The 21,797-nt window shown below is 68.5% G+C and carries 21 protein-coding genes and 1 pseudogene; 16 read left to right on the forward strand and 6 right to left on the reverse strand.

All coding sequences use genetic code 11. The features are described 5' to 3' along the window. Positions 1–2 precede the first annotated feature (2 nt). The 9 genes and pseudogenes from rplO to FPZ22_RS10865 form a co-directional block, all read left to right on the forward strand. Positions 3–437, forward strand: coding sequence for a 50S ribosomal protein L15 (gene rplO, locus FPZ22_RS10825; RefSeq protein WP_144892889.1), 435 nt, complete (start codon positions 3–5; stop codon positions 435–437). A 7-nt stretch (positions 438–444) separates the two neighbouring features. After that, complete coding sequence (gene secY / locus FPZ22_RS10830) at positions 445–1,782, forward strand: preprotein translocase subunit SecY (RefSeq protein ID WP_144892891.1); 1,338 nt, start codon at positions 445–447, stop codon at positions 1,780–1,782. Between the two features lie 337 nt (positions 1,783–2,119). Then, positions 2,120–2,476 carry a 30S ribosomal protein S13 gene (gene rpsM, locus FPZ22_RS10835; protein ID WP_144892893.1) on the forward strand — a complete coding sequence of 119 codons (357 nt, stop codon included), beginning with the start codon at positions 2,120–2,122 and terminating at the stop codon, positions 2,474–2,476. Between the two features lie 12 nt (positions 2,477–2,488). Then, positions 2,489–2,878: a 30S ribosomal protein S11 gene (rpsK, locus tag FPZ22_RS10840; protein ID WP_144892895.1), complete on the forward strand. Its 390-nt coding sequence runs from the start codon at positions 2,489–2,491 to the stop codon at positions 2,876–2,878. Positions 2,879–2,893: 15 nt separating this feature from the next. Then, positions 2,894–3,529, forward strand: coding sequence for a 30S ribosomal protein S4 (gene rpsD / locus FPZ22_RS10845; protein WP_144892897.1), 636 nt, complete (start codon positions 2,894–2,896; stop codon positions 3,527–3,529). Between the two features lie 49 nt (positions 3,530–3,578). After that, entirely contained in the window at positions 3,579–4,577 is a 999-nt protein-coding gene (locus FPZ22_RS10850) for a DNA-directed RNA polymerase subunit alpha (RefSeq protein ID WP_144892899.1), read from the forward strand. 25 nt (positions 4,578–4,602) lie between these two features. Beyond that, entirely contained in the window at positions 4,603–4,977 is a 375-nt protein-coding gene (gene rplQ, locus FPZ22_RS10855) for a 50S ribosomal protein L17 (protein ID WP_144892901.1), read from the forward strand. Positions 4,978–5,069: 92 nt separating this feature from the next. Beyond that, positions 5,070–5,582 carry a disulfide bond formation protein B gene (locus tag FPZ22_RS10860; RefSeq protein WP_144894134.1) on the forward strand — a complete coding sequence of 171 codons (513 nt, stop codon included), beginning with the start codon at positions 5,070–5,072 and terminating at the stop codon, positions 5,580–5,582. 68 nt (positions 5,583–5,650) lie between these two features. Further along, positions 5,651–7,024: pseudogene (locus FPZ22_RS10865) on the forward strand (class II 3-deoxy-7-phosphoheptulonate synthase); the annotation flags it as partial. A 61-nt stretch (positions 7,025–7,085) separates the two neighbouring features. Here the strand turns inward: FPZ22_RS10865 and FPZ22_RS10870 are convergent. After that, complete coding sequence (locus tag FPZ22_RS10870) at positions 7,086–7,670, reverse strand: 2'-5' RNA ligase family protein (RefSeq protein WP_144892905.1); 585 nt, start codon at positions 7,668–7,670, stop codon at positions 7,086–7,088. After that, a complete protein-coding gene (gene typA, locus FPZ22_RS10875) occupies positions 7,667–9,514 on the reverse strand; it encodes a translational GTPase TypA (protein ID WP_144892908.1) in 1,848 nt (615 codons plus the stop codon). Before typA ends, FPZ22_RS10870 begins: the two co-directional genes overlap by 4 nt. Before the next feature lie 180 nt (positions 9,515–9,694). Here typA and FPZ22_RS10880 point away from each other — a divergent pair, with 180 nt between their 5' ends. The 5 genes from FPZ22_RS10880 (at position 9,695) to prpC (ending at position 14,795) form a co-directional block, all read left to right on the forward strand. Further along, a complete protein-coding gene (locus FPZ22_RS10880) occupies positions 9,695–10,189 on the forward strand; it encodes a peptidylprolyl isomerase (RefSeq protein WP_144892910.1) in 495 nt (164 codons plus the stop codon). Positions 10,190–10,293: 104 nt separating this feature from the next. Then, on the forward strand, positions 10,294–11,493 hold the full coding sequence (locus FPZ22_RS10885; protein WP_144892912.1) for a pyridoxal phosphate-dependent aminotransferase: 1,200 nt from the start codon (positions 10,294–10,296) through the stop codon (positions 11,491–11,493). A gap of 101 nt (positions 11,494–11,594) precedes the next feature. Further along, positions 11,595–12,581 carry a malate dehydrogenase gene (locus FPZ22_RS10890; protein ID WP_144892914.1) on the forward strand — a complete coding sequence of 329 codons (987 nt, stop codon included), beginning with the start codon at positions 11,595–11,597 and terminating at the stop codon, positions 12,579–12,581. A 103-nt stretch (positions 12,582–12,684) separates the two neighbouring features. Then, positions 12,685–13,566 carry a methylisocitrate lyase gene (gene prpB / locus FPZ22_RS10895; protein WP_144892916.1) on the forward strand — a complete coding sequence of 294 codons (882 nt, stop codon included), beginning with the start codon at positions 12,685–12,687 and terminating at the stop codon, positions 13,564–13,566. A gap of 74 nt (positions 13,567–13,640) precedes the next feature. Continuing rightward, entirely contained in the window at positions 13,641–14,795 is a 1,155-nt protein-coding gene (gene prpC, locus FPZ22_RS10900; RefSeq protein ID WP_144892919.1) for a bifunctional 2-methylcitrate synthase/citrate synthase, read from the forward strand. A 75-nt stretch (positions 14,796–14,870) separates the two neighbouring features. Here prpC and FPZ22_RS10905 read toward each other — a convergent pair whose 3' ends face one another. From FPZ22_RS10905 to FPZ22_RS10915, 3 genes are all read right to left on the reverse strand, one after another. Beyond that, entirely contained in the window at positions 14,871–15,482 is a 612-nt protein-coding gene (locus FPZ22_RS10905; RefSeq protein ID WP_144892921.1) for a glutathione S-transferase family protein, read from the reverse strand. Positions 15,483–15,560: 78 nt separating this feature from the next. Beyond that, positions 15,561–16,016: a cell wall hydrolase gene (locus tag FPZ22_RS10910; RefSeq protein WP_144892923.1), complete on the reverse strand. Its 456-nt coding sequence runs from the start codon at positions 16,014–16,016 to the stop codon at positions 15,561–15,563. Positions 16,017–16,273: 257 nt separating this feature from the next. Then, on the reverse strand, positions 16,274–18,295 hold the full coding sequence (locus FPZ22_RS10915) for an NADPH-dependent 2,4-dienoyl-CoA reductase (RefSeq protein WP_144892925.1): 2,022 nt from the start codon (positions 18,293–18,295) through the stop codon (positions 16,274–16,276). Between the two features lie 306 nt (positions 18,296–18,601). Between FPZ22_RS10915 and FPZ22_RS10920 the strand changes: the two genes are divergently transcribed. After that, entirely contained in the window at positions 18,602–19,750 is a 1,149-nt protein-coding gene (locus FPZ22_RS10920) for an OmpA family protein (RefSeq protein ID WP_144892927.1), read from the forward strand. Between the two features lie 104 nt (positions 19,751–19,854). Next, positions 19,855–20,409 (forward strand): hypothetical protein, encoded by a 555-nt coding sequence (locus FPZ22_RS10925; protein WP_210412664.1) that lies wholly within the window; start codon positions 19,855–19,857, stop codon positions 20,407–20,409. A gap of 56 nt (positions 20,410–20,465) precedes the next feature. Here FPZ22_RS10925 and kbl read toward each other — a convergent pair whose 3' ends face one another. Continuing rightward, on the reverse strand, positions 20,466–21,671 hold the full coding sequence (kbl, locus tag FPZ22_RS10930) for a glycine C-acetyltransferase (protein WP_144892929.1): 1,206 nt from the start codon (positions 21,669–21,671) through the stop codon (positions 20,466–20,468). Positions 21,672–21,797: the final 126 nt, after the last annotated feature.

Genomic DNA, 21,797 nt, shown 5'->3' on the forward strand with positions numbered 1-21,797 from the left:
ATATGAAGCTCAATACTCTGCAGCCCGCACCGGGCGCCCGCACCGAGCGCGTCCGCGTCGGTCGCGGCATCGGCTCCGGCCTCGGCAAGACCGCCGGCCGCGGCCACAAGGGTTCCTTCGCCCGCTCGGGCAAGGGCAAGATCAAGGCCGGCTTCGAGGGCGGCCAGATGCCGCTGCGCAAGCGCCTGCCGAAGGTCGGCTTCCGGTCGCGCATCGCAGGCGACACCGCCGAGGTCATGCTGTACCAGCTGGACCGCCTGGAGGGCGACATCGACTTCGCCGCGCTGCGCGCCGCGAAGCTGGTGCCGGCCACGGCGAAGCGCGCCAAGATCGTGAAGAAGGGCGACGTGGCCAAGGCCATCGTGCTCAAGGGCGTCCTGGCCACGGCCGGCGCGCGCGCGGCGATCGAAGCCGCCGGCGGCAAGGTCGAGGAGTAAGCGGCGCATGGCACGCAGCGGCGGCGCAATGGGCGGCATGGCGGGGCTCGGCAAGTTCACCGAGCTGCGCCAGCGCCTGCTGTTCGTCCTCGGGGCGCTGATCGTCTACCGCATCGGCTGCTACATCCCGGTGCCGGGCGTGAACCCCGACGCCATGCTGCGGCTGATGGAGCAGCAGGAAGGCACCATCGTGGACATGTTCAACATGTTCTCCGGTGGTGCCCTCGAGCGCTTCAGCCTGTTCGCGCTGAACGTGATCCCGTACATCTCGGCCTCGATCGTCATCCAGATGCTGGTGCAGATCGTGCCGAGCCTGAAGGCCATCCAGAAGGAAGGCGAGTCCGGCCGGCGCAGGATCACCCAATGGTCGCGCATCGGCTCGATCCCGCTGGCGATTTTCCAGTCCGCCGGCATCGCGACAATGCTGCAGAGCCAGGGTGTCGCCTACACCTCGGGCATCGGCTTCATCCTGACCGCGATCGTCGCGCTGACTGCCGGCACCATGTTCCTGGTCTGGCTCGGTGAGCAGGTGACCGAGCGCGGCGTGGGCAACGGCGTGTCGCTGATCATCTTCGCGGGCATCGTGGCCGGGCTGCCGAGCGCGATCATCACCACGTTCGAGGCCGCCCGCAACGGCGACATGAGCCCGATCTCGGTGATCCTGATCGCGGTGATCGTGGTCGCCTTCACCTACTTCGTGGTGTTCGTCGAGCGTGGCCAGCGCCGGATCACGGTGAACTACGCACGCCGCCAGGGCGGCCGCAACGCGTACATGAACCAGAGCTCGTTCCTGCCGCTCAAGCTCAACATGTCGGGCGTGATCCCGGCGATCTTCGCGTCGTCGATCATCATGTTCCCGGCCACCGCCTCGACCTGGTTCAGCCAGGCCGGCTCCGCCACCTGGCTGCAGCGTGTGAGCCAGGCGCTGTCGCCGGGCGAGCCGCTCTACATCATCCTCTACGCGGGGCTGATCGCCGGCTTCACCTTCTTCTACACGGCGCTGGTCTTCAATTCCCAGGAGACGGCCGACAACCTGAAGAAGTCCGGCGCCCTGATCCCGGGCATCCGTCCGGGCAAGGCGACGGCCGACTACATCGACGGGGTGCTGACCCGGCTCACCGCCGCGGGCGCCGCCTATCTGGTGCTGGTCTGCCTGCTGCCGGAGTTCATGCGCACCGAGCTGAACGCGTCGTTCTATTTCGGCGGCACCTCGCTGCTGATCGTGGTGGTCGTGGTGATGGACTTCATCTCCCAGATCCAGGCCCACCTGATGTCGCACCAGTACGAGAGCCTTCTCAAGAAGGCCAACCTCAAGGGTGGCGCGCGCGGCCTGCCGCGCGGCTGAAGATTCAAGACGGGTTCCGCAGGCCGGTTTCGGCCTCCCGGGATCCCGGCCTGGCCGTCCCACGGCCGGGCCTTGATGGGCGACCTGTGCGGCGGTCCCGCGCGCAGGTGGTTCCCAGGTCGGTCCCGGCGCCAGAGTAGCGCCGGGCGGAGCGGCCCCCGAAAGGGGTCCGATCCAGCCGGGAGCCGTCGCCGGAGCATGGGCACACTCCCCATGCCGGGCCGGTCGGACGCCTTTGGCGGCCGCGGGCTTCCTTGGAATCCGGGATCCTGATACAATTTCTTGTTCACTGCGTCGGATGAACCCGTCCGGCCGCCAATCAGTTGGAGATCCGCGCATGGCGCGTATTGCTGGTGTCAACCTGCCTGCCCAGAAGCACGTCTGGGTCGGGCTGCAAAGCATCTACGGCATCGGCCGTACCCGTTCGAAGCTCGTCTGCGACGCCGCCGGCGTGCCCTCGAGCACGAAGATCCGCGACCTGTCGGAGCCGGAAGTCGAGCGCCTGCGCGCCGAGGTCGGCAAGTACGTGGTGGAGGGCGACCTGCGCCGCGAGATCGGTATGGCCATCAAGCGCCTGATGGACCTGGCCTGCTATCGCGGCCTTCGCCATCGTCGCGGCCTCCCGCTGCGCGGCCAGCGCACCCGGACCAATGCCCGCACCCGCAAGGGTCCGCGCAAGGCCATCAGGAAATAAGGAAACAAGATCATGGCCAAGCCGGCAGCAAAGCCGAAGAAGAAGATCAAGCGCGTCGTCACCGACGGCATCGCCCACGTCCACGCTTCGTTCAACAACACCATCGTGACCATCACCGACCGTCAGGGCAACGCGCTCTCGTGGGCGACTTCGGGGGGCGCGGGCTTCCGCGGCTCGCGCAAGTCCACCCCGTTCGCCGCCCAGGTCGCCGCCGAGAAGGCCGGCAAGGCCGCGCTCGACTACGGCGTGAAGTCGCTTGAAGTCCGCATCAAGGGCCCGGGCCCCGGCCGCGAGTCGGCCGTCCGTTCGCTCAACAACGTGGGCTACAAGATCACCAACATCATCGACGTGACGCCGATCCCGCACAACGGGTGCCGTCCGCCGAAGAAGCGTCGCGTCTAAAGGGGGCGATAAGAAATGGCTCGTTATATCGGTCCCACCTGCAAGCTCGCCCGCCGCGAAGGCACCGACCTCGGTCTGAAGTCGCCGGCCCGCGCGCTCGACTCCAAGTGCAAGCTGGAGCAGAAGCCAGGCCAGCACGGCGCCGGCACCGGCGCGCGTCGCAGCAAGCTGTCCGACTACGCCCTGCAGCTTCGCGAGAAGCAGAAGGTCAAGCGCATCTACGGCCTGCTGGAGCGCCAGTTCCGCAACTACTACAAGAAGGCCTCGACGAAGAAGGGCAACACAGGCGAGAACCTGCTGCAGCTCCTCGAGACCCGTCTGGACAACGTCGTCTACCGCATGGGCTTCGCGGTCACCCGCCCGGCCGCCCGCCAGCTGGTCTCGCACCGCGGCGTGACGGTCAACGGCAAGCCCGTGAACCTGCCTTCGTACCAGGTCAAGGCCGGCGACGCGATCGCACTGTCCGAGAAGGCCCAGAAGCAGCTCCGCGTCCAGGAAGCCCTGACCGTGTCCTCCACGATGGATCTGTCGCCCTCCTGGATCGAGGTCGACTCGAAGAAGTTCGCAGGCGTGTTCAAGGCGGTCCCCGACCGCGGAGACCTGCCCGCCGACATCAACGAAGCGCTGATCGTCGAGCTGTACTCGAAGTAATTCACCCGGCCCGCCGGCCCCCTCCGGCAGGCCCCAGGAGACACCAAACATGACGGTTACCGCCAACCAGGTCCTGCGTCCGCGTGGCCCCCAGATCGAGCGCATTACCGGCAACCGCGCCAAGGTCGTGATCGAGCCGCTCGAGCGCGGCTACGGTCATACCCTCGGCAACGCGCTGCGCCGGGTGCTGCTGTCGTCGATCCCGGGCTTCGCCATCACCGAGGTCGAGATCGACGGCGTGCTGCACGAGTACAGCACGATCGAAGGCCTGCAGGAGGACGTGCTCGAGGTCCTGCTGAACCTCAAGGACGTCGCCATCCGCATGGGCACCGGCGACAGTGCCACGCTCACCCTGGCCAAGTCCGGCCCGGGCATCGTGACCGCCGCCGACATCAAGACCGACCATAACGTCGAGGTGCTCAACGGCGGGCACGTGATCTGCCATCTCACCAAGGATGCGTCGATCAACATGCGCCTGAAGATCGAGCGCGGCTTCGGCTACCAGCCGGCCGCCGCCCGCCGCCGCCCCGACGAGGAGACCCGCGCCATCGGTCGCCTGATGCTCGATGCATCCTTCTCGCCGGTCCGCCGCGTGGCTTACGAGGTCGAGGCCGCCCGCGTCGAGCAGCGCACCGACCTGGACAAGCTGGTGCTCGACATCGAGACGAACGGCACGATCGACGCCGAGGAAGCCGTGCGCACCGCCGCCGACATCCTCACCGACCAGCTCAGCGTGTTCGGCGACTTCACCCGTCGCGAGGGCGCCGGCCAGAAGCAGCAGGCCCCGGGCGTGGATCCGGTGCTGCTGCGCCCGATCGACGACCTCGAGCTGACGGTTCGTTCGGCCAACTGCCTCAAGGCCGAGAGCATCTACTACATCGGCGACCTGATCCAGAAGACGGAAGTCGAGCTGCTCAAGACCCCGAACCTCGGCAAGAAGTCGCTCACCGAGATCAAGGAAGTGCTGGCCCAGCGTGGCCTTTCGCTCGGCATGAAGCTCGAGAACTGGCCGCCGGCCGGCGTCTCGGCGCACGGCATGCTCGGCTAAGACAAGACAGACAGGAACCAAGACCATGCGCCACCAGAAATCCGGCCGCAAGTTCAGCCGCACCAGCGCACACCGCGATGCCATGTTCACCAACATGGCCGCGTCGCTGCTCAAGCATGAGCTGATCAAGACCACACTTCCCAAGGCCAAGGAGCTCCGCCGCGTCGCCGAGCCGCTGATCACCATGGGCAAGACCGACGGCGTCGCCAATCGCCGCCTGGCCTTCTCGCGCCTGCGCGACAAGGAAGCGGTGGGCAAGCTGTTCGTCGAACTGGGCCCGCGCTACCGCGAGCGCCCGGGCGGGTACCTCCGCATCATCAAGTGCGGTTTCCGGGACGGAGACAACGCACCGATGGCGTACGTCGAGCTGGTCGATCGCCCCGAGGCGGCCGCCCAGTAAGGCCTGCGGGCTGTCCGCATGCAGGAACCCCGGCCGCCGCGCCGGGGTTTTTGCTATCTTGGCCTCCGTTTCGCGCGAGCCGGTCGATGACCCTGAACCCCCTCCGCTGGTCGTTCCGCAGCCAGTGCCTCGCAGGCTTCGCCGTCTGTGCGGCCCTGATCGGCTTCGCGATCTTCTCCCAGTTCGTCTGGGGGCTGGAGCCATGCCCGCTGTGCATCTTCCAGCGCATCGCCTTTGCGGCGGTGGGCATCGTGTTCCTGGTCGCCGGCCTGCATGCGCCGCGCGCCGCGGCGGGCAGGGTGGCGTACGGGGCGCTCGGTTTCCTTGCCGCCGCGGTGGGCATGGCCATCGCCGGGCGGCACGTGTGGATCCAGTACAACCCTCCGGAGATACCCGGATGCGGCCCGCCGCTGTCCTTCATGCGCGAGACCATGTCCACGGGCAACGTGATCCGGAAAGTCCTCACCGGAAACGGTGACTGCGGTACGATCGACTGGACCTTCCTCGGGCTGTCGATGCCGGCGTGGAGCCTGATCTGGTTCGTGCTGCTCGGCCTGTTCTTCCTGGCCGTCGGATCCAGCGTGCGCACCGGGAACGCGCGCTGACGGGCATTGCGATAGCGGCGCGGGCGGCGGATGATGACCGTCGCTGCATTGCAACAAGACGAGTCCCGATGGCCGCCAACGAACGCATTCTCCGCCCCGTGAACCTGCCCGAGAACTGGAGTCCCGGCAGCTGGCGCGAGCGCCCGGCGCTGCAGATGCCGACCTGGCCGGACGCCGGGGAACTCGCGCGCGTCCAGGAGGAACTGCGGGCGTTGCCGCCGCTGGTCACGTCCTGGGAGATCATCGCGCTGAAGCAGCAGCTGGCCGAGGCCCAGGAAGGCAAGCGTTTCCTGCTCCAGGGCGGCGACTGCGCCGAGAACTTCCTCGACTGCAACTCGGAGGTGATCTCGAATCGGCTCAAGGTGCTGCTGCAGATGAGCCTGGTGCTGGTGCATGGCCTGCGCCAGCCGGTGGTGCGGGTGGGCCGCTTCGCCGGCCAGTATGCCAAGCCGCGCTCTGCCGCCACCGAAACCCGCGGCGGCGTGACCTTGCCGAGCTACCGCGGCGACATCGTCAATGGCCCGGGGTTCAGCGCCGAGGAGCGCACCCCCGACCCCCGGCGCATGGTCAAGGCGCATGCCCGGTCGGCGATGACGATGAACTTCGTGCGGGCGCTGGTCGACGGTGGTTTCGCCGATCTGCACCACCCCGAATACTGGGATCTCGGCTGGGTGACCCACTCGCCACTGGCGCACGACTACCAGCGCATGGTCGCCAACATCGGCGAAGCGGTGCGCTTCATGGAGACGCTGTCGGGCAACGAGGTGCACAACCTCAACCGGGTCGATTTCTTCACCTCGCACGAGGCACTGCTGCTGCCCTACGAAGAGTCGCAGACGCGCCAGGTGCCCCGGCAGTGGGGCTGGTTCAACCTCAGCACGCACTTCCCGTGGATCGGCATGCGCACGGCGGCGCTCGACGGTGCCCACGCCGAGTACTTCCGCGGCATCCGCAACCCGGTGGCCGTCAAGATCGGCCCCTCGGTCGGACCGGACGAACTGCTCCGCCTGATCGACCTGCTCAACCCCGACGAGGAGCCCGGTCACCTGGGGCTGATCTGCCGCATGGGCGCCGAGAATGTGGCCACCAGGCTGCCGCCGCTGCTCGACGCGGTGAAGCGCGAGGGGCGACGCGTGCTCTGGATCTGCGATCCGATGCACGGCAACACCGAGTCGACCAGCAACGGCTACAAGACCCGGCGCTTCGACAACATCCGCAGCGAGATCGAGCAGAGCTTCGACCTGCATGCCGCGGCCGGATCGCGCCTGGGCGGCGTGCATCTGGAACTCACCGGCGAGGATGTCACCGAGTGCACGGGCGGCGCCCGCGACCTGGGGGAGGTCGACCTCGAGCGGGCCTATCGCTCCACCGTGGACCCCCGGCTCAACTACGAACAGTCGCTGGAGATCGCGATGGCGATCGTGCACAAGCAGGCGCAGTTGAGGCCCCCCGGTCAGCGTCTGATCCACGCCCGGGCGGCGCGGCAGCGCGCACGCCCGGTCCTCAGAACAGCCGCGCCTGCTCCGGTTCCTCTGGAATCCCGGTCCCGGTCAAGGCCCACTCTCCCAGCGCTTCGTAGCGTCCGCCCGGGTTGAACAGCAGCTCGAACCGTTCGACTCGCAGCGTGCCGACCGCGCAGTCGATCCCGTCCAGCCATGGCTGCGCCGGCAGGTGGCGGCCGAGATAGGCCAGGGTCACATGCGGCTGCGTCGTCACCTGCAGCGGCCTGATGCCGCAGCGGCGGATGGCGTCGCGCGTGGCATCGCAGAGGGCCTGGAGGGTCGGGCAGTCATGCGGTAGCGCGACCACCGCGCCCGAGCCCGGCCAGTACGCGACGCGCTCGATGGTGAATCCGTGCGGCGGGATGTGCCGCGCCGCGTCGGCAAGGGCGTCCGCCAGGGCCGGCGTGACCAGCGAGATCGCGTCGTAGCCGATGAAGCACAGGGTCGCGTGCCACTGGTCCGGCCGGCGCGGCTGGAGCCGCGGCGCGCCGTCCGGCCGGGCTTCCCGCAGCCGGTCCGCCAGCGTGGCCACCTGCTCCCGGCCGCCGGCATCGGGCCGCCAGCCCGGGAACAGTGCCCCGCTCACGCCGCGCGGCTGGCCCGCTTGCGCTCGACCTCGGTGCGCAGCTTCTTGCGCAGGCGGATCTGCTTCGGCGTGACCTCGACCAGTTCGTCGTCGTCGATGAACTCCAGCGCCTGTTCCAGCGAGAACCTGATCGGCGGGATCAGCCCTTCGTCGTCGTCCTTGCCGGAGGCGCGGAAGTTGGTGAGCTGCTTGCCGCGCAGCGCGTTGACGGTCAGGTCGTTGTCCTTGGAGTTGATGCCGACGATCTGGCCTTCGTAGATCTCCTCGCCCGGCTCGATGAAGAGGCGGCCGCGCTCCTGCATCGCCATCTGGGCGTAGGCCGGCGACGGGCCGGTGCCGTTGGAGATCAGCACGCCGTTGTTGCGCTGGCCGATGTCGCCCTCGGTCTTCGGGCCGTAGTGGTCGAAGACATGGAAGAGCAGGCCGGTGCCGGCGGTGAGCGTCTTGAACTCGGTCTGGAAGCCGATCAGGCCGCGCGCCGGGATGATGTAGTCGAGCCTCACCCGGCCCTTGCCATCGGGCTCCATGTTCTGCAGCTGCGCCTTGCGCTCGCCGAGGCGGCCCATCACGCCGCCCTGGTACTGCTCGTCCATGTCGACGACCAGCGCTTCGTAGGGCTCCTCGAGCACGCCGTCGACCTCGCGCACGATCACTTCCGGGCGCGACACGGCCAGCTCGTAGCCCTCGCGCCGCATGTTCTCGATCAGGATCGAGAGATGCAGCTCGCCGCGGCCGGACACCTTGAACTTGTCGGCATCCCCGGTGTCCTCGACCCGCAGCGCCACGTTGTGCGCGGTCTCGCGGGTGAGGCGGTCGCGCAGCTGGCGGCTGGTGAGGAACTTGCCGCCGGAGCGGTCCTTGACCCCGGCAAAGGGCGAATCGTTGACCTGGAACGTCATCGAGATGGTCGGCTCGTCGACGGTCAGCACCGGGAGCTGCTCGACCGCGGACGGATCGCACAGCGTGTCCGAGATGCCCAGGCCTTCGATGCCCGAGAACGCGATGATGTCGCCCGCCTGCGCCTCGGCCACCTCGACGCGTTCCAGGCCCATGAAGCCCAGCACCTGCAGCACCTTGGCGTTGCGGCGGCTGCCGTCGGCGGCGACCACGGTCACCGACTGGTTGGTCTTCACCTTGCCGCGCTGGATGCGGCCGACGCCGATCACGCCGACGTAGTTGTTGTAATCGAGCGAGGTCACGCGCATCTGGAAGGGGCCGTCCGGATCGACCGGCGGCGCCGGCACGTGCTCGCAGATGGCCTCGAACAGCGGCGTCATGTCGCCGCCGCGCACGCTGTCCTCGAGGCCGGCGTAGCCGTTGAGGCCCGACGCGTAGACCACGGGGAAATCCAGCTGCTCGTCGGTCGCGCCGAGGCGGTCGAAAAGATCGAACGTCTGGTCCAGGACCCAGCTCGGGCGCGCGCCCGGGCGGTCGACCTTGTTCACCACCACGATCGGCCGGAAGCCCATCGCGAACGCCTTCTGGGTCACGAAGCGCGTCTGGGGCATCGGTCCGTCCATCGCGTCGACCAGGACCAGCACCGAATCGACCATCGACAGCACGCGCTCGACCTCGCCGCCGAAGTCGGCGTGGCCGGGAGTGTCGACGATGTTGATGCGCCAGACCTCCCCGGTCTCCGGATGGGTCCAGCGGATCGCCGTGTTCTTCGAGAGGATGGTGATGCCGCGCTCCTTCTCGATGTCGCCGCTGTCCATCACCCGGTCGGGGACGGCCGCGCGTTCGTCCAGGGTGCCGGACGACTTGAGCAGTTGGTCGACGAGGGTGGTCTTGCCATGGTCGACATGGGCGACGATGGCGATGTTGCGGAGGCGTTCGATGGACATCGGGAAAACCGCACCTCGTGCCTTCTTGGGGCAGGGCGCGCTGGGCCTTGTTGAGGGGAGCCCGACATTATACTTGCAGGCGGCCCGCGCCAGAAGTGTTGCAAAACAGGGCCGCGGCTCCACTTCAGGTCCGTGGCCCGCGCCGCGGGCCTTCCAGCCGACCCCACCAGGAAAACCGACATGTCCCTGAACGCCGTTTTCGACACCGACCGTGGCCTGATCAAGATCGAACTCTATCCCGACAAGGCGCCGCTGACCGTGGCCAGCTTCGTGAACCTCGCCCGCAAGGGCTTCTACGACGGCCTGAACTTCCACCGCGTGATCCCCGACTTCATGATCCAGGGCGGCTGCCCGAAGGGCACCGGCACCGGCGGCCCGGGCTACCGGTTCGAGGACGAGACGGATAACGGCGTGAAGCACGAACGCGGCGTGCTGTCCATGGCCAACGCCGGCCCGGGCACCAACGGCAGCCAGTTCTTCATCACCCATGTGAAGACCGACTGGCTGGACGGCAAGCACACCGTGTTCGGCAAGGTCACCGAGGGTCTCGAGGTGGTGGACGCGGTGAAGCAGGGCGACGCCATCAAGTCGGTGAAGATCGAGGGCGACGCCGAGGCGGCGCTGGCCGCCAGGGCCGACCGCGTGGCGGAATGGAACAGGGCGATGTCGGCCTGAAGCCCGGCCCCGGCGGGGGGCGCGATGCTAGAATGCGTGGCTGCCACGCGCGCTGCGGACGGCCGTCCGCGCGCCCCCCGCCACCCACTTCCGAGGTCTCCCGAATGCCCCAGCTTGCCAAGCGCATGGGTCGTGCCAAGCCCAGCGCGATCATGGTCGTGGCCGAGACGGCCCAGCGCCTGAAGGCCGAAGGCCGCGATATCATCAGTTTCTCGATCGGCGTCCCCAATTTCCTCCCCGGGGAGCATGTCTACGCCGCGGCACGCAAGGCGCTGGAGGCCGATTCCGGGCAGTACGGCAGCAACCGCGGCGCCAACGCGCTGCTGGATGCGTTCATCGGCCACCTGGGTCGCCTGGGGCTGGAGGGTTACACCCGCAACCACTGCGCCACGGGCGTCGGCGCCAAGCACATCCTGTACAACCTGGCCGAGGCGCTGTTGGACGAGGGCGACGGCTTCGCCTTCGCGACACCGTACTGGACCAGCTACATGGACATCGCCGAGATCGTCGGCGCCGATATCCAGCTGCTGCCGTGCCCGCCCGAGCAGGACTACAAGCTCACACCCGCCCAGCTCGACGCCGCCCTGGCGAAGAAGCCGAAGCTGTTCCTGTTCAACAACCCGTCCAATCCGACGGGCATGGTGTACACGAAAGACGAGATCGCCGCCCTGGCCGACGTCATCGCGCGCCATCCCGACACCTGGGTGATCACCGACGACATCTACAACACGATGGTGTTCGACGGCGTCGGCTACCACAACTTCGTGCAGGCCCGTCCCGAGCTGCGCGAGCGCGTGATCTTCGTCGACTCGCTGTCCAAGACCTACGGCATGCCCGGATGGCGCGTCGGCCTGATGGCCGGCCCGGAGTCCGTTGCGAGGGCGGTGACGGTCATGAACTCCAACCACATCACCAGCCTGCCGGAGGTCGTGTCCGCGGCCGCCACGGCCGCGCTGTCGGGTCCGCAGGACGTGCCGGCCCAGCGCTGCGCCGAGTTCCAGGCCAAGCGCGACCAGGTCGTGGCCGCGCTCAACGCCATTCCCGGCGTGGTCTGCCCGGTGCCGCAGGGTGCTTTCTATGCCTTCCCCGACGTCAGCGTCGCGTTCGGCAAGTCGCACGAGGGGAAGGTGATCGCGAACGACGTCGATCTCTGCAATGCGCTGCTGGAAGCCAAGGGAGTCGCCTGCGTGCCGGGCTCGGCCTTCGGCGAGCCGCGGGGCCTGCGCATCAGCTACACCTGCCCGACGCCGCAGCTGGCGCCGGGGCTGGCGCGCATCCAGGAGTTCTTCGCCGAACTCGCGTGAGTCGGCCCGGCGTCCGGACCCTCGCCCGGTCCGGACGCTCGCCGCGGCTATGGGCGGCGCGCCTGCTTTCCTCCAGTCCCACGAATCCGGAGCCACCCCACATGAAGACCCCCGTCCGTGTTGCCGTCACCGGCGCCGCCGGCCAGATCGGCTATGCCCTCCTGTTCCGCATCGCCTCCGGCGAGATGCTGGGCAAGGACCAGCCCGTCATCCTGCAGCTGCTCGAGCTGCCGCTGGACAAGGCCCAGGCCGCGCTCAAGGGCGTGATGATGGAGCTCGAGGACTGCGCATTCCCGCTGCTGGCGGGCATGGTCGGCACCGACGATCCGGAGGTTGCGTTCAAGGACGCCGACATCGCGCTGCTGGTCGGTGCGCGCCCGCGCGGCCCGGGCATGGAGCGCAAGGACCTGCTGCTGGAGAACGCGAAGATCTTCACCGCCCAGGGCGCGGCCCTGAACAAGGTGGCCTCGCGCGACGTCAAGGTGCTCGTCGTCGGCAATCCGGCCAATACAAACGCGTACATCGCGATGAAGTCGGCGCCGGACCTGCCGTCGAAGAACTTCACCGCCATGCTGCGCCTGGACCACAACCGCGCGCTCAGCCAGCTGGCCGGCAAGGCCGGCGTGGCCGTGGGCGACATCGACAGGCTGGTGGTCTGGGGCAACCACAGCCCGACCATGTATCCGGACTACCGCTTCGCCACCGTCAAGGGCGAGTCGCTGAAGGACCGCATCGATGATGCCGACTGGAACGCGAACGAGTTCATCCCGCAGGTGGGCAAGCGCGGCGCGGCGATCATCGAGGCCCGCGGCCTGTCCTCGGCCGCCTCGGCCGCCAACGCCGCCATCGACCACATCCGCGACTGGGTGCTGGGTTCGAACGGCAGGTGGGTGACCATGGGCGTGCCGTCGGACGGCAGCTACGACATCCCCGAGGGCCTGATCTACGGCGTCGCCGTGACCACCGGAAACGGTGAGTACACCCGCGTCCAGGGCCTGGAGATCGACGGGTTCAGCCGCGCGGCGATGGACAGGACGCTGGCGGAGCTGGAAGAGGAGCGCGCGGGCGTCGCCCACCTGCTGGGCTGAGCGCCATGCCGCGCCCCCCGCGGGACCGGTCGCCTTGGGGGGGGCGGGGCGGCCGGCTGACACGGCCGGTTAGAATGGGCGTCCCGCACGATCCAGGCCCGACATGTCCGACATGACCTCGGCGGGCGAGCGCTTCCGCGCCGCCCTCGCAGAAGAATCCCCGCTCCAGGTGATGGGCGCCATCACCGCCTATGCCGGCCTGATGGCGAAGCGCACGGGCTACAGGGCGCTGTACCTGTCCGGTGGCGGCGTGGCCGCGAATTCCCTGGGCATGCCCGACCTGGGCATCTCGACGATGGAGGACGTGCTTGTCGACGCCCGGCGCATCGTCGAAGCCACGGGCCTGCCGCTGCTGGTCGACATCGACACCGGCTGGGGCGGAGCGTTCAACATCGCGCGCACCATCCGCAGCTTCGAGCGCGCCGGCGTCGCCGCCGTGCACATGGAGGACCAGGTCGGGCAGAAGCGCTGCGGCCATCGTCCCAACAAGGAAGTCGTGCCCCAGGGCGAGATGGTCGACCGCGTCAAGGCCGCCGTCGATGGCCGCACCGACGCCGGTTTCGTGATCATGGCGCGCACCGACGCCGCCGCGGCCGAGGGCATCGACTCCGCCATCGAGCGCGCGGTGGCCTATGTCGAGGCCGGCGCCGACATGATCTTCCCCGAAGCGATGAAGACGCTCGAGGACTACCGCAGGTTCAAGGACGCGGTGAAGGTGCCGATCCTGGCCAACCTGACCGAGTTCGGCTCGACCCCGTTCTTCACCACCGACGAGCTGCGCGGTGCCGGCGTCGACATCGCTCTCTATTGCTGCGGCGCCTACCGCGCCATGAACAAGGCGGCGCTGAACTTCTACGAGACCGTCCGCCGCGAGGGCACGCAGAAGAACATCATCGACACCCTGCAGACTCGCGCCGAGCTCTATGACTTCCTGGGCTACCACGCCTACGAGGACAAGCTCGACGAACTGTTCTCGAAGGACTGAGCGGCGGCGCACGCCGCGCCACATTGCCGCGCAGTGCGCTGCGCGCCACCACACATGCGTCAACGGAGCATTCGATGAGCGAGACCACCTCCACCCTGCCGAAGCCGAAGAAGTCGGTGGCCCTGTCCGGCACCGCCGCCGGCAACACGGCCCTGTGCAGCGTCGGCCGCAGCGGCAACGACCTGCACTACCGCGGCTACGACATCACGCAGTTCGCGACCACGGCCGAGTTCGAGGAGGTCGCCTACCTGCTGGTCCATGGCAAGCTGCCGTCGAAGGCGGAGCTGGCCGGCTACAAGGCGAAGCTGAAGTCGCTGCGCGGCATCCCGGCCAGCGTCAAGGCCGCGCTCGAGGAACTGCCTCCGTCCGCGCACCCGATGGACGTGATGCGCACCGGTGTTTCAGTGCTTGGCTGCGTGGCGCCGGAGAAGGACGACCACAACCATCCCGGTGCTCGTGACATCGCCGACAAGCTGATGGCCTCGCTCGGCTCGATGCTGATGTACTGGTACCACTACAGCCACAACGGCCGGGTCATCGACGTCGAGACCGACGATGACTCGATCGGCGGCCACTTCCTGCACCTGCTGCACGGGGAGCCGCCGCCGGAGAGCTGGGTGCGGGCGATGCACACCTCGCTGATCCTCTACGCCGAGCACGAGTTCAATGCCTCGACCTTCGCCGCGCGCGTGATCGCTGGCACCGGCAGCGACATGCATTCCTGCGTCGCAGGCGCCATCGGCGCGCTGCGCGGACCGAAGCATGGCGGCGCCAACGAGGTCGCGTTCGAGGTGCAGAAGCGATACGACACGCCCGACGAGGCCGAGGCCGACATCCGCGAGCGCGTCGGCCGCAGGGAGGTCGTGATCGGATTCGGCCACCCGGTGTATACGGTGGGCGATCCGCGCAACGGCATCATCAAGCAGGTGGCGAAGGAGCTCTCGGACGAGCGTGGCGACCGCAAGATGTACGACATCGCCGAGCGCCTGGAATCGGTGATGTGGGACATCAAGAAGATGTTCCCGAACCTCGACTGGTTCAGCGCGGTGAGCTACCACATGATGGGTGTGCCGACGGCGATGTTCACGCCGCTGTTCGTGATCGCGCGCACCAGCGGCTGGAGCGCGCACGTGATCGAACAACGCATCGACGGCAAGATCATCCGTCCGAGCGCGAACTACACTGGTCCGGAAAACCGGCCGTGGCAGCCGCTCGACGAGCGCGGCTGAGCGTCGCGACCGCAGGCAGGGCAACGGCGCCCAGGGTCGCCGTTTTTCCTTGCGGGGAGGGCGGCAGGCGGGTGGTCAGTCCAGACTTTCGGCCTTCAGCGCCGCCTGGACGCCCGGGTCCGCCTCCATCCGCGCCCCGAAGGCGGCGATGTTGTCGAGGCCGGACAGGTCGACGCCGGTCCGGTCGGCCCAGCGCAGTGTCATGTAGAAGTACGGGTCGGCGTAGCTGCGGAAACAGGCCAGCCAGTCTCGGTCCGCCAGGCGCCGGTCGGCGGTTTCCATCAGTCCGCGCACCGCGGTGAGGGCCGCCGCCTTCAGCGCGGCATGGTGCGACTCCTCGCCGCTGTAGCGCGCAGGCGCGAACATCGGCTTGAACGCCGGATGCAGGTCGGAATTGACGAAGGCGAGCCAGCGCGTGGCTTCCGCGCGCTGGCGCGGCGAGCCGTCACCGGCCAGGCGGGCCTGTGGGCGGGTATCGGCCAGGTAGCCCATGATCGCGGCATTCTGGGTGAGCACGAAATCGCCATCGACGAGGGCCGGCACAGCGCCGGCGGGGTTGATGGCCAGGAAGTCCGGCGCCTTCATCGAAGCGCCGTCGAGGACCTCGACCTCGAACGGCTCGGCTGTCCACTGCAGTGCGATGTGGACGCCGGTCGAACAGGCGCCCGGCTTGGTGTACAGCTTCATCGTGCGACTCCGCAGGAAAGGAGCCGCCATCATCCGCGCTGCCTGGCGCGCACTCAATGCGCCGGCGGCAACGCTACGTCACGACTTCGGCTTCAGTGTCTGCACGCGCAGGAAGGTGTGATCGCCGATCGTGGCCACCTGGTAGGCGTTGCGCCAGCTCGGGCTGGCGATGGCGTGCGCCAGGAAGTGGCTGGCCCCCGGCACGACCTCCCTGCGCTCGCCGTCCGGCAGCGCCCAGTTGCGCTGGGAGTCCAGCGCGATGGTCACTGCCTGCGACCAGGCTTCGGTATTGGTCAGGCGCGTGCGCGGGGAGACGATGGTGGGCGCGAACTGTTTTCGCGCGGTCACCACATCACACACCGAATCACCCCACAGGCCGCTGTCGGTACGGCGCAGGGCGACCTCGGCCACGGCGCGCTGGCCGAGGACGGACTGGTCGCGGGCCTCGAGGTACAGCGTGGTGCTCAGGCACAGGGAATCTGCGGCCTGCGGGGGCAGGACCGATGCCAGCCACAGGATCCAGGCGAGTTTCATGACGGCTCCTTGCTCCGTTGCGCCGCGCCCGCGCAGCCTTGGCCGGACCCCGATCGGGATCCGGGCCAACGCGTCGCGGCACGGCCTGGCGTGTTGGGGAGGGCGGCAGCACTCTCTGGCGCTTTGCTGCCCGGGCGCGAAGCCCGCGGACTGGCGGGTCGTGCCGGTTCCGCCGAAGGGGCGGCGGAGAAAGTGCGCGCACCTTACTGCCGGTTTTCAAAATGCCAGCTGAACAGGGGGTGCCGCCTCCTGGCCGCTCACAGCCTGGCGGCCAGCCGGCTTCCCTCGTCGATGGCGCGCTTGGCATCGAGCTCGGCCGCCAGTCCGGCGCCGCCGATCACATGCACTTCGGGACAGCGTCCGCGAAGCAGGGTGGCCAATTCCCTGCGGGATTCCTGGCCCGCGCAGACCACCACATGGTCCACTTCGAGCACACGCTGCACCCCATCCACCACGACGTGCAGGCCGGCGTCGTCGATGCGCCGGTACTCCACGCCGCCGAGCATGTGGACGCCCTTGGCCCTGAGCGTGGCGCGGTGGATCCAGCCGGTCGTCCGGCCCAGGCGCGCACCGGGGCGGCCGGGACTGCGCTGCAGCAGCCAGACTTCGCGCGCCGGCGGCCCGGGCACCGCCGGCCTCAGCCCGCCCGGCGTCGACGAGTCCGGATCCACGCCCCACTCGACCATCCAGCGCGCCGGGTCGAGGCTGGGCGAAGGTCCCTGCTGGACCAGGAACGCGGCGACGTCGAAGCCGATGCCTCCGGCGCCGATGATCGCCACTCTCGGGCCCGCGACCACGCTGCCGCGCAGCAGTTCGTCGTAGGCGACCACGCTCGGATGATCGGCGCCCTCGAGGATGAGCGGGCGCGGCACCACGCCGGTGGCGAGGACCACGGCGTCATGGTCGGCCAGCAGTCCGGGCGTCGCGTGCGTCCCGAGTCGCAACTCGACTCCGGTTTCGTCGAGGCGATTCCGGAAGTAGCGGAGGGTCTCGTCGAACTCCTCCTTGCCGGGGATCTTCCGGGCCAGATTGAATTGACCACCGATGTCCGCTGCGGCTTCGAACAGGGTGACCGCATGGCCGCGTCCCGCGGCCACCGTCGCGCAGGCCAGCCCGGCCGGTCCCGCACCGACGACGGCGATGCGTCGCGGTGTGGCCGTGCGAACGTAGGCGAGCTCGGTCTCGTGGCAGGCGCGCGGGTTGACCAGGCAGCTTGCGCGCCTGTTCTGGAAAACGTGGTCCAGGCAGGCCTGGTTGCATGCGATGCAGGTGTTGATCGCATGCGCGCGCCCGGAGGCCGCCTTCGCCACCCATTCCGGATCGGCGAGCAGCGGACGCGCCATCGACACCATGTCCGCCTGGCCGGATGCCAGGATCGACTCGGCGACGGCGGGCATGTTGATCCGGTTTGTGGCCACCAGCGGCACCGACACCTCCGGCTTCAGCCGGGCGGTGATGCCGGCAAAGGCGGCGCGCGGCACCTGGGTCGCGATGGTCGGCACCCGCGCCTCATGCCAGCCGATGCCGGTGTTGATGATGGTCGCGCCCGCGGCCTCGACCGCGCGCGCCTGGGCCACGATCGCTGGCCAGTCATTGCCGTCCTCCACCAGGTCGAGCAGGGACAGCCTGTAAATCACGATGAAGTCGGGTCCACAGGCTTCGCGGACCCTCCGCACGATCTCCACCGCGAAGCGCATCCGGTTGTCGACGCTCCCGCCCCAGCGGTCGTCGCGCCGGTTGGTGCGGGCCACGGTGAACTGGTTCAGCAGGTAGCCTTCCGAACCCATGAGTTCGACGCCGTCGTAGCCCGCCTCGCGCGCGAGCTGCGCGGACCGGGCGAAGGCCTCGATCTGGCGCCCGATGCCGCGGGCGGACAGGGCCCGGGGGCGAAAAGGGCTGATCGGTGCCTTCAGCGCCGAGGCCGACACCGACAGAGGATGGTAGGCATAGCGCCCCGCGTGCAGCAGCTGCAGGCAGATCCGCGCATCGTGGGCATGGGCCGCGGCGGTGACCTGGCGGTGCCGGGACACTTCGCCGCGGCGCGTGAGCTTGCCAGCGAACGGTTTGAGCCAACCGGACACGCTCGGCGCGAAGCCGCCGGTGACTATCAGCCCGACGCCACCGGCGGCACGTTCGGCGAAGTAGGCCGCAAGCTTGGGAAAGTCTCCGCGACGGTCCTCGAGGCCGGTGTGCATCGATCCCATGAGTACGCGGTTGCGCAGCCGGACGAACCCCAGGTCCAGCGGCGAGAGCAGGTGAGGGAAGGGCGCGTCGGCCATGGCATTCGTACCCGTATGGAGGCGTCACGATGCCAAGGTGGTGCAGCGAAATTGTTAGGCTCGTGTAACGCCGCTTTCACACCGGGCCTCCTAACCTGCGGCGCGATGACCCCGCTGAACGGTTGCCTTCCCCCGCGATGGGACCTTGCTCCGGTGGCGCGTTTCCACCCGTTTTAATGGATGGTTAACATTTTGCTGAATGTGTATCATGGCCCCGCGACAGCAGGGCCGGACCGGCCCCCGATGCCGGTTCCTGACGTTCCTGCCGCTCCCCCGATTCATTCACTGACCTCAGGAGTTAATGTAATGAAGATTCGCGTGTTGAGCACTGCCCTGCTGGCAGGCCTCGCCTTCTCGCCGGCCGCCTCCGCCCAGGAGTTCGACGACCGTTGGTATCTGACGGGTTCGGCCGGATTCAATCTCCAGGACAACGACCGCCGCACCGAAGACGTGCCCTTCGTCACCCTGGGCCTGGGCAAGTTCATCAGCCCTGTGTGGTCGGTCGATGCCGAACTGAACTACCAGAACCCCAGCATCGAAAGCAGCGTCAGCGGTGCCAACCGCAATCTGAACTGGAGCCAGTACGGCATCTCGCTGGACCTTCGCCGCCACTTCATCGCTGACGGCCGCGGCTGGAACCCCTATCTGCTGGTCGGCATCGGCTACCAGCGCAACGAGGAAGAGTACGACGCCTTCCCGAGCCCGGTCTCGCCCGGCCAGTACGAGGACGGCAACATGGCCGCCAAGCTGGGCGTCGGCCTGCAGACCGCCGTCGGCGGTCGCGCCGCGGTCCGCGCCGAAATCGCCTACCGCGCCGATTTCAACGACGACAGCTACGCCGCCAATGGCGGACCTGACTGGGCCGGCTACCCGCACAGTCAGGAAGAGAGCTCGTTCGGCGACGTGCTGGCCTCGGTGGGCGTGGTGATTCCGCTGGGTCCGGAGCCGACCGCGCCGGTGGCGCCGGCCCCGCCGCCGGCGGCGCCGAGCTGCGCCGACCTGGACAGCGACGGTGACGGCGTGAACGACTGCGACGACCGCTGCCCGGATTCGCAGCCCGGCCAGACGATCGGTCCGGACGGCTGCCCGGTGCCGGTGTCGATCGACCTGAAGGGCGTGAACTTCGACTTCGACAAGTCGACGCTGCGTCCCGACGCGGTGTCGATCCTGAACGAGGCGATCGAGATCCTGAAGCGCTATCCGGAGCTGAAGGTCGAAGTGGCCGGCCACACCGACTCGAAGGGCACCGACGCCTACAACCAGGCCCTGTCGGAGCGCCGCGCGACGGCGGTGTACGACTACCTGACCTCGAACGGCATCGACTCCTCGCGCCTGGTGGGCCCGAACGGCTACGGCGAGAGCCGCCCGATCGCGCCGAACACCAACGACGATGGTTCGGACAACCCGGACGGCCGCGCCCGCAACCGTCGCACGGAGCTGAACGTCCAGAACTGAGGACGGCGGCACACGGCAACACCACGAAGCCCGGCCCTGCGCCGGGCTTCGTGCATTCCGGGGGCTGCTACACTGCCCGCAGTGCAGGACCCGGGCGACAGGCGATGAAACGTGCAGCAAGGTGGGTGGTGGTGATGGCGGGGCTGGCTGCGCCAGGGTTCGCCGCCGCGGCGGTCGATTGCGGCAGCCTTCCACGGGGCAGTGCGTCCACCCCGCGGGTCACGGTGCTGACGCCGCTGTCCGCCGAGCTCGCGGCACCGTCGTACATGCTCGGCGCCAACAGCGGCGTGCTCGGCCATGCTTACGACGAATCCCAGACGGTCGACGAAGTGCTGCTGCGCCGGCGCATCGAAGGCTGCCGCAACGTCGCCATCGCGACCCCGGCGAGCCTGGCCGACCCGAATGATCCGGGTGCCTACAAGCCCAAGACCGAATTCGACAACACCCCCTGGCGATTCGACATGAACCAGGGCGGCCGGCGGATGACCGCCGACGAGTTCGACGCCTGGATGAAGGCCCGCGGCGTGCGCGTCGCGCGCGGAAGGGCGCCGGTCCCGGCCGTCGCCGACGGCACCGCGGCGGACTCCGCCGGCGAGGCGGTCGCGCCCGCCGAGGCTCGGCCCGCGGTCCCGACGGACAAGGATTCCGATCCGCGCTGACTCCGGTGTGACCTGGCCTGGAGCCGCGACGCCGAAGCGTCGCAGCCGCCTGGGGTTCAGCCCGCGATGACGCCCAGTTCGCGCCCGATGCGGGTGAAGGCGTCGATCGCGCGGTCCAGGTGCTCGCGCGTGTGCGCGGCCGAGAGCTGGGTGCGGATGCGCGCCTGTCCCTTCGGTACCACGGGGAAGAAGAAGCCGATCGCGTAGATGCCTTCCTCCAGGAGCCGCTCGGCGAAGCGCTGCGCCAGCGGCGCGTCGTACAGCATCACCGGGCAGATCGGATGCGTACCGGGTTTGATGTCGAAACCGGCGTCGGTCATGCGCTCGCGGAAATATGCCGTGTTCTCCGCCAGCCGCTCGCGCAGCTCGCCGGCGGCATCCAGCATCTGGAAGGCCTTCGTGCCCGCTGCCACCACGTGTGGAGGCAAGGAGTTCGAGAACAGATAGGGCCGCGAGCGCTGGCGCAGCAGTTCGATCACTTCGGCCTTCGCCGTCGTGAAGCCGCCCAGCGCGCCGCCCATCGCCTTGCCCAGGGTGCCGGTGATGATGTCGATCTTCTCCAGCACGCCCTTGACCTCGGCCGAGCCCCGGCCGGTGGCGCCGATGAAGCCGGTGGCGTGGCACTCGTCGATGTGGACCAGCGCGCCGTATTTCTCCGCCAGCGCCGTGATCTCGTCCAGCGGCGCGATGAAGCCGTCCATCGAGAACACCCCGTCGGTGGTGATCATGATGGTGCGGGCGCCGTCGGTCCTGGCCTGCTGGAGCTGCTTCTCCAGGTCGGCCATGTCGCAGTTGGCGTAGCGGTAGCGCTTCGCCTTGCACAGACGCACGCCATCGATGATCGAGGCGTGGTTGAGCGAGTCGCTGATGACCGCGTCCTCCTCGCCCAGCAGCGGTTCGAACAGGCCGCCGTTGGCGTCGAAGCAGGCGGCGTAGAGGATGGTGTCCTCCTTGCCGAAGAAGTCCGAGATCGTACGCTCCAGCTCCTTGTGCAGGTCCTGGGTGCCGCAGATGAAGCGCACCGAGGCCATGCCGAAGCCGTGGGTATCCAGCGCCTCGCGCGCCGCGGCGATGATCTCGGGATGGTCGGCGAGGCCGAGGTAGTTGTTGGCGCAGAAGTTCAGCACCCGGCGACCGCCGGTCAGCTCGATCTCGGCCGACTGCGGCGTGGTGATGACGCGCTCCGCCTTGAACAGCCCCTGGGCGCGGATGGAGTCGAGTTCTTCGGCGTAGCGCCTGGTGGGACCTGGGGTGCTGGACATGGCGGATCCTGGACTGCGGGACAGGCTGCGTATGTTAGCCGTTGCCCATGCACGGGGCCCGCGGCCTGATGCGGCGCATGGTCGCGACCGGGGGCCGTGGCTATGCTGCCCGTTCCTGACAGCGGG

Source organism: Luteimonas granuli, from assembly GCF_007795095.1.
Taxonomy (GTDB): domain Bacteria; phylum Pseudomonadota; class Gammaproteobacteria; order Xanthomonadales; family Xanthomonadaceae; genus Luteimonas; species Luteimonas granuli.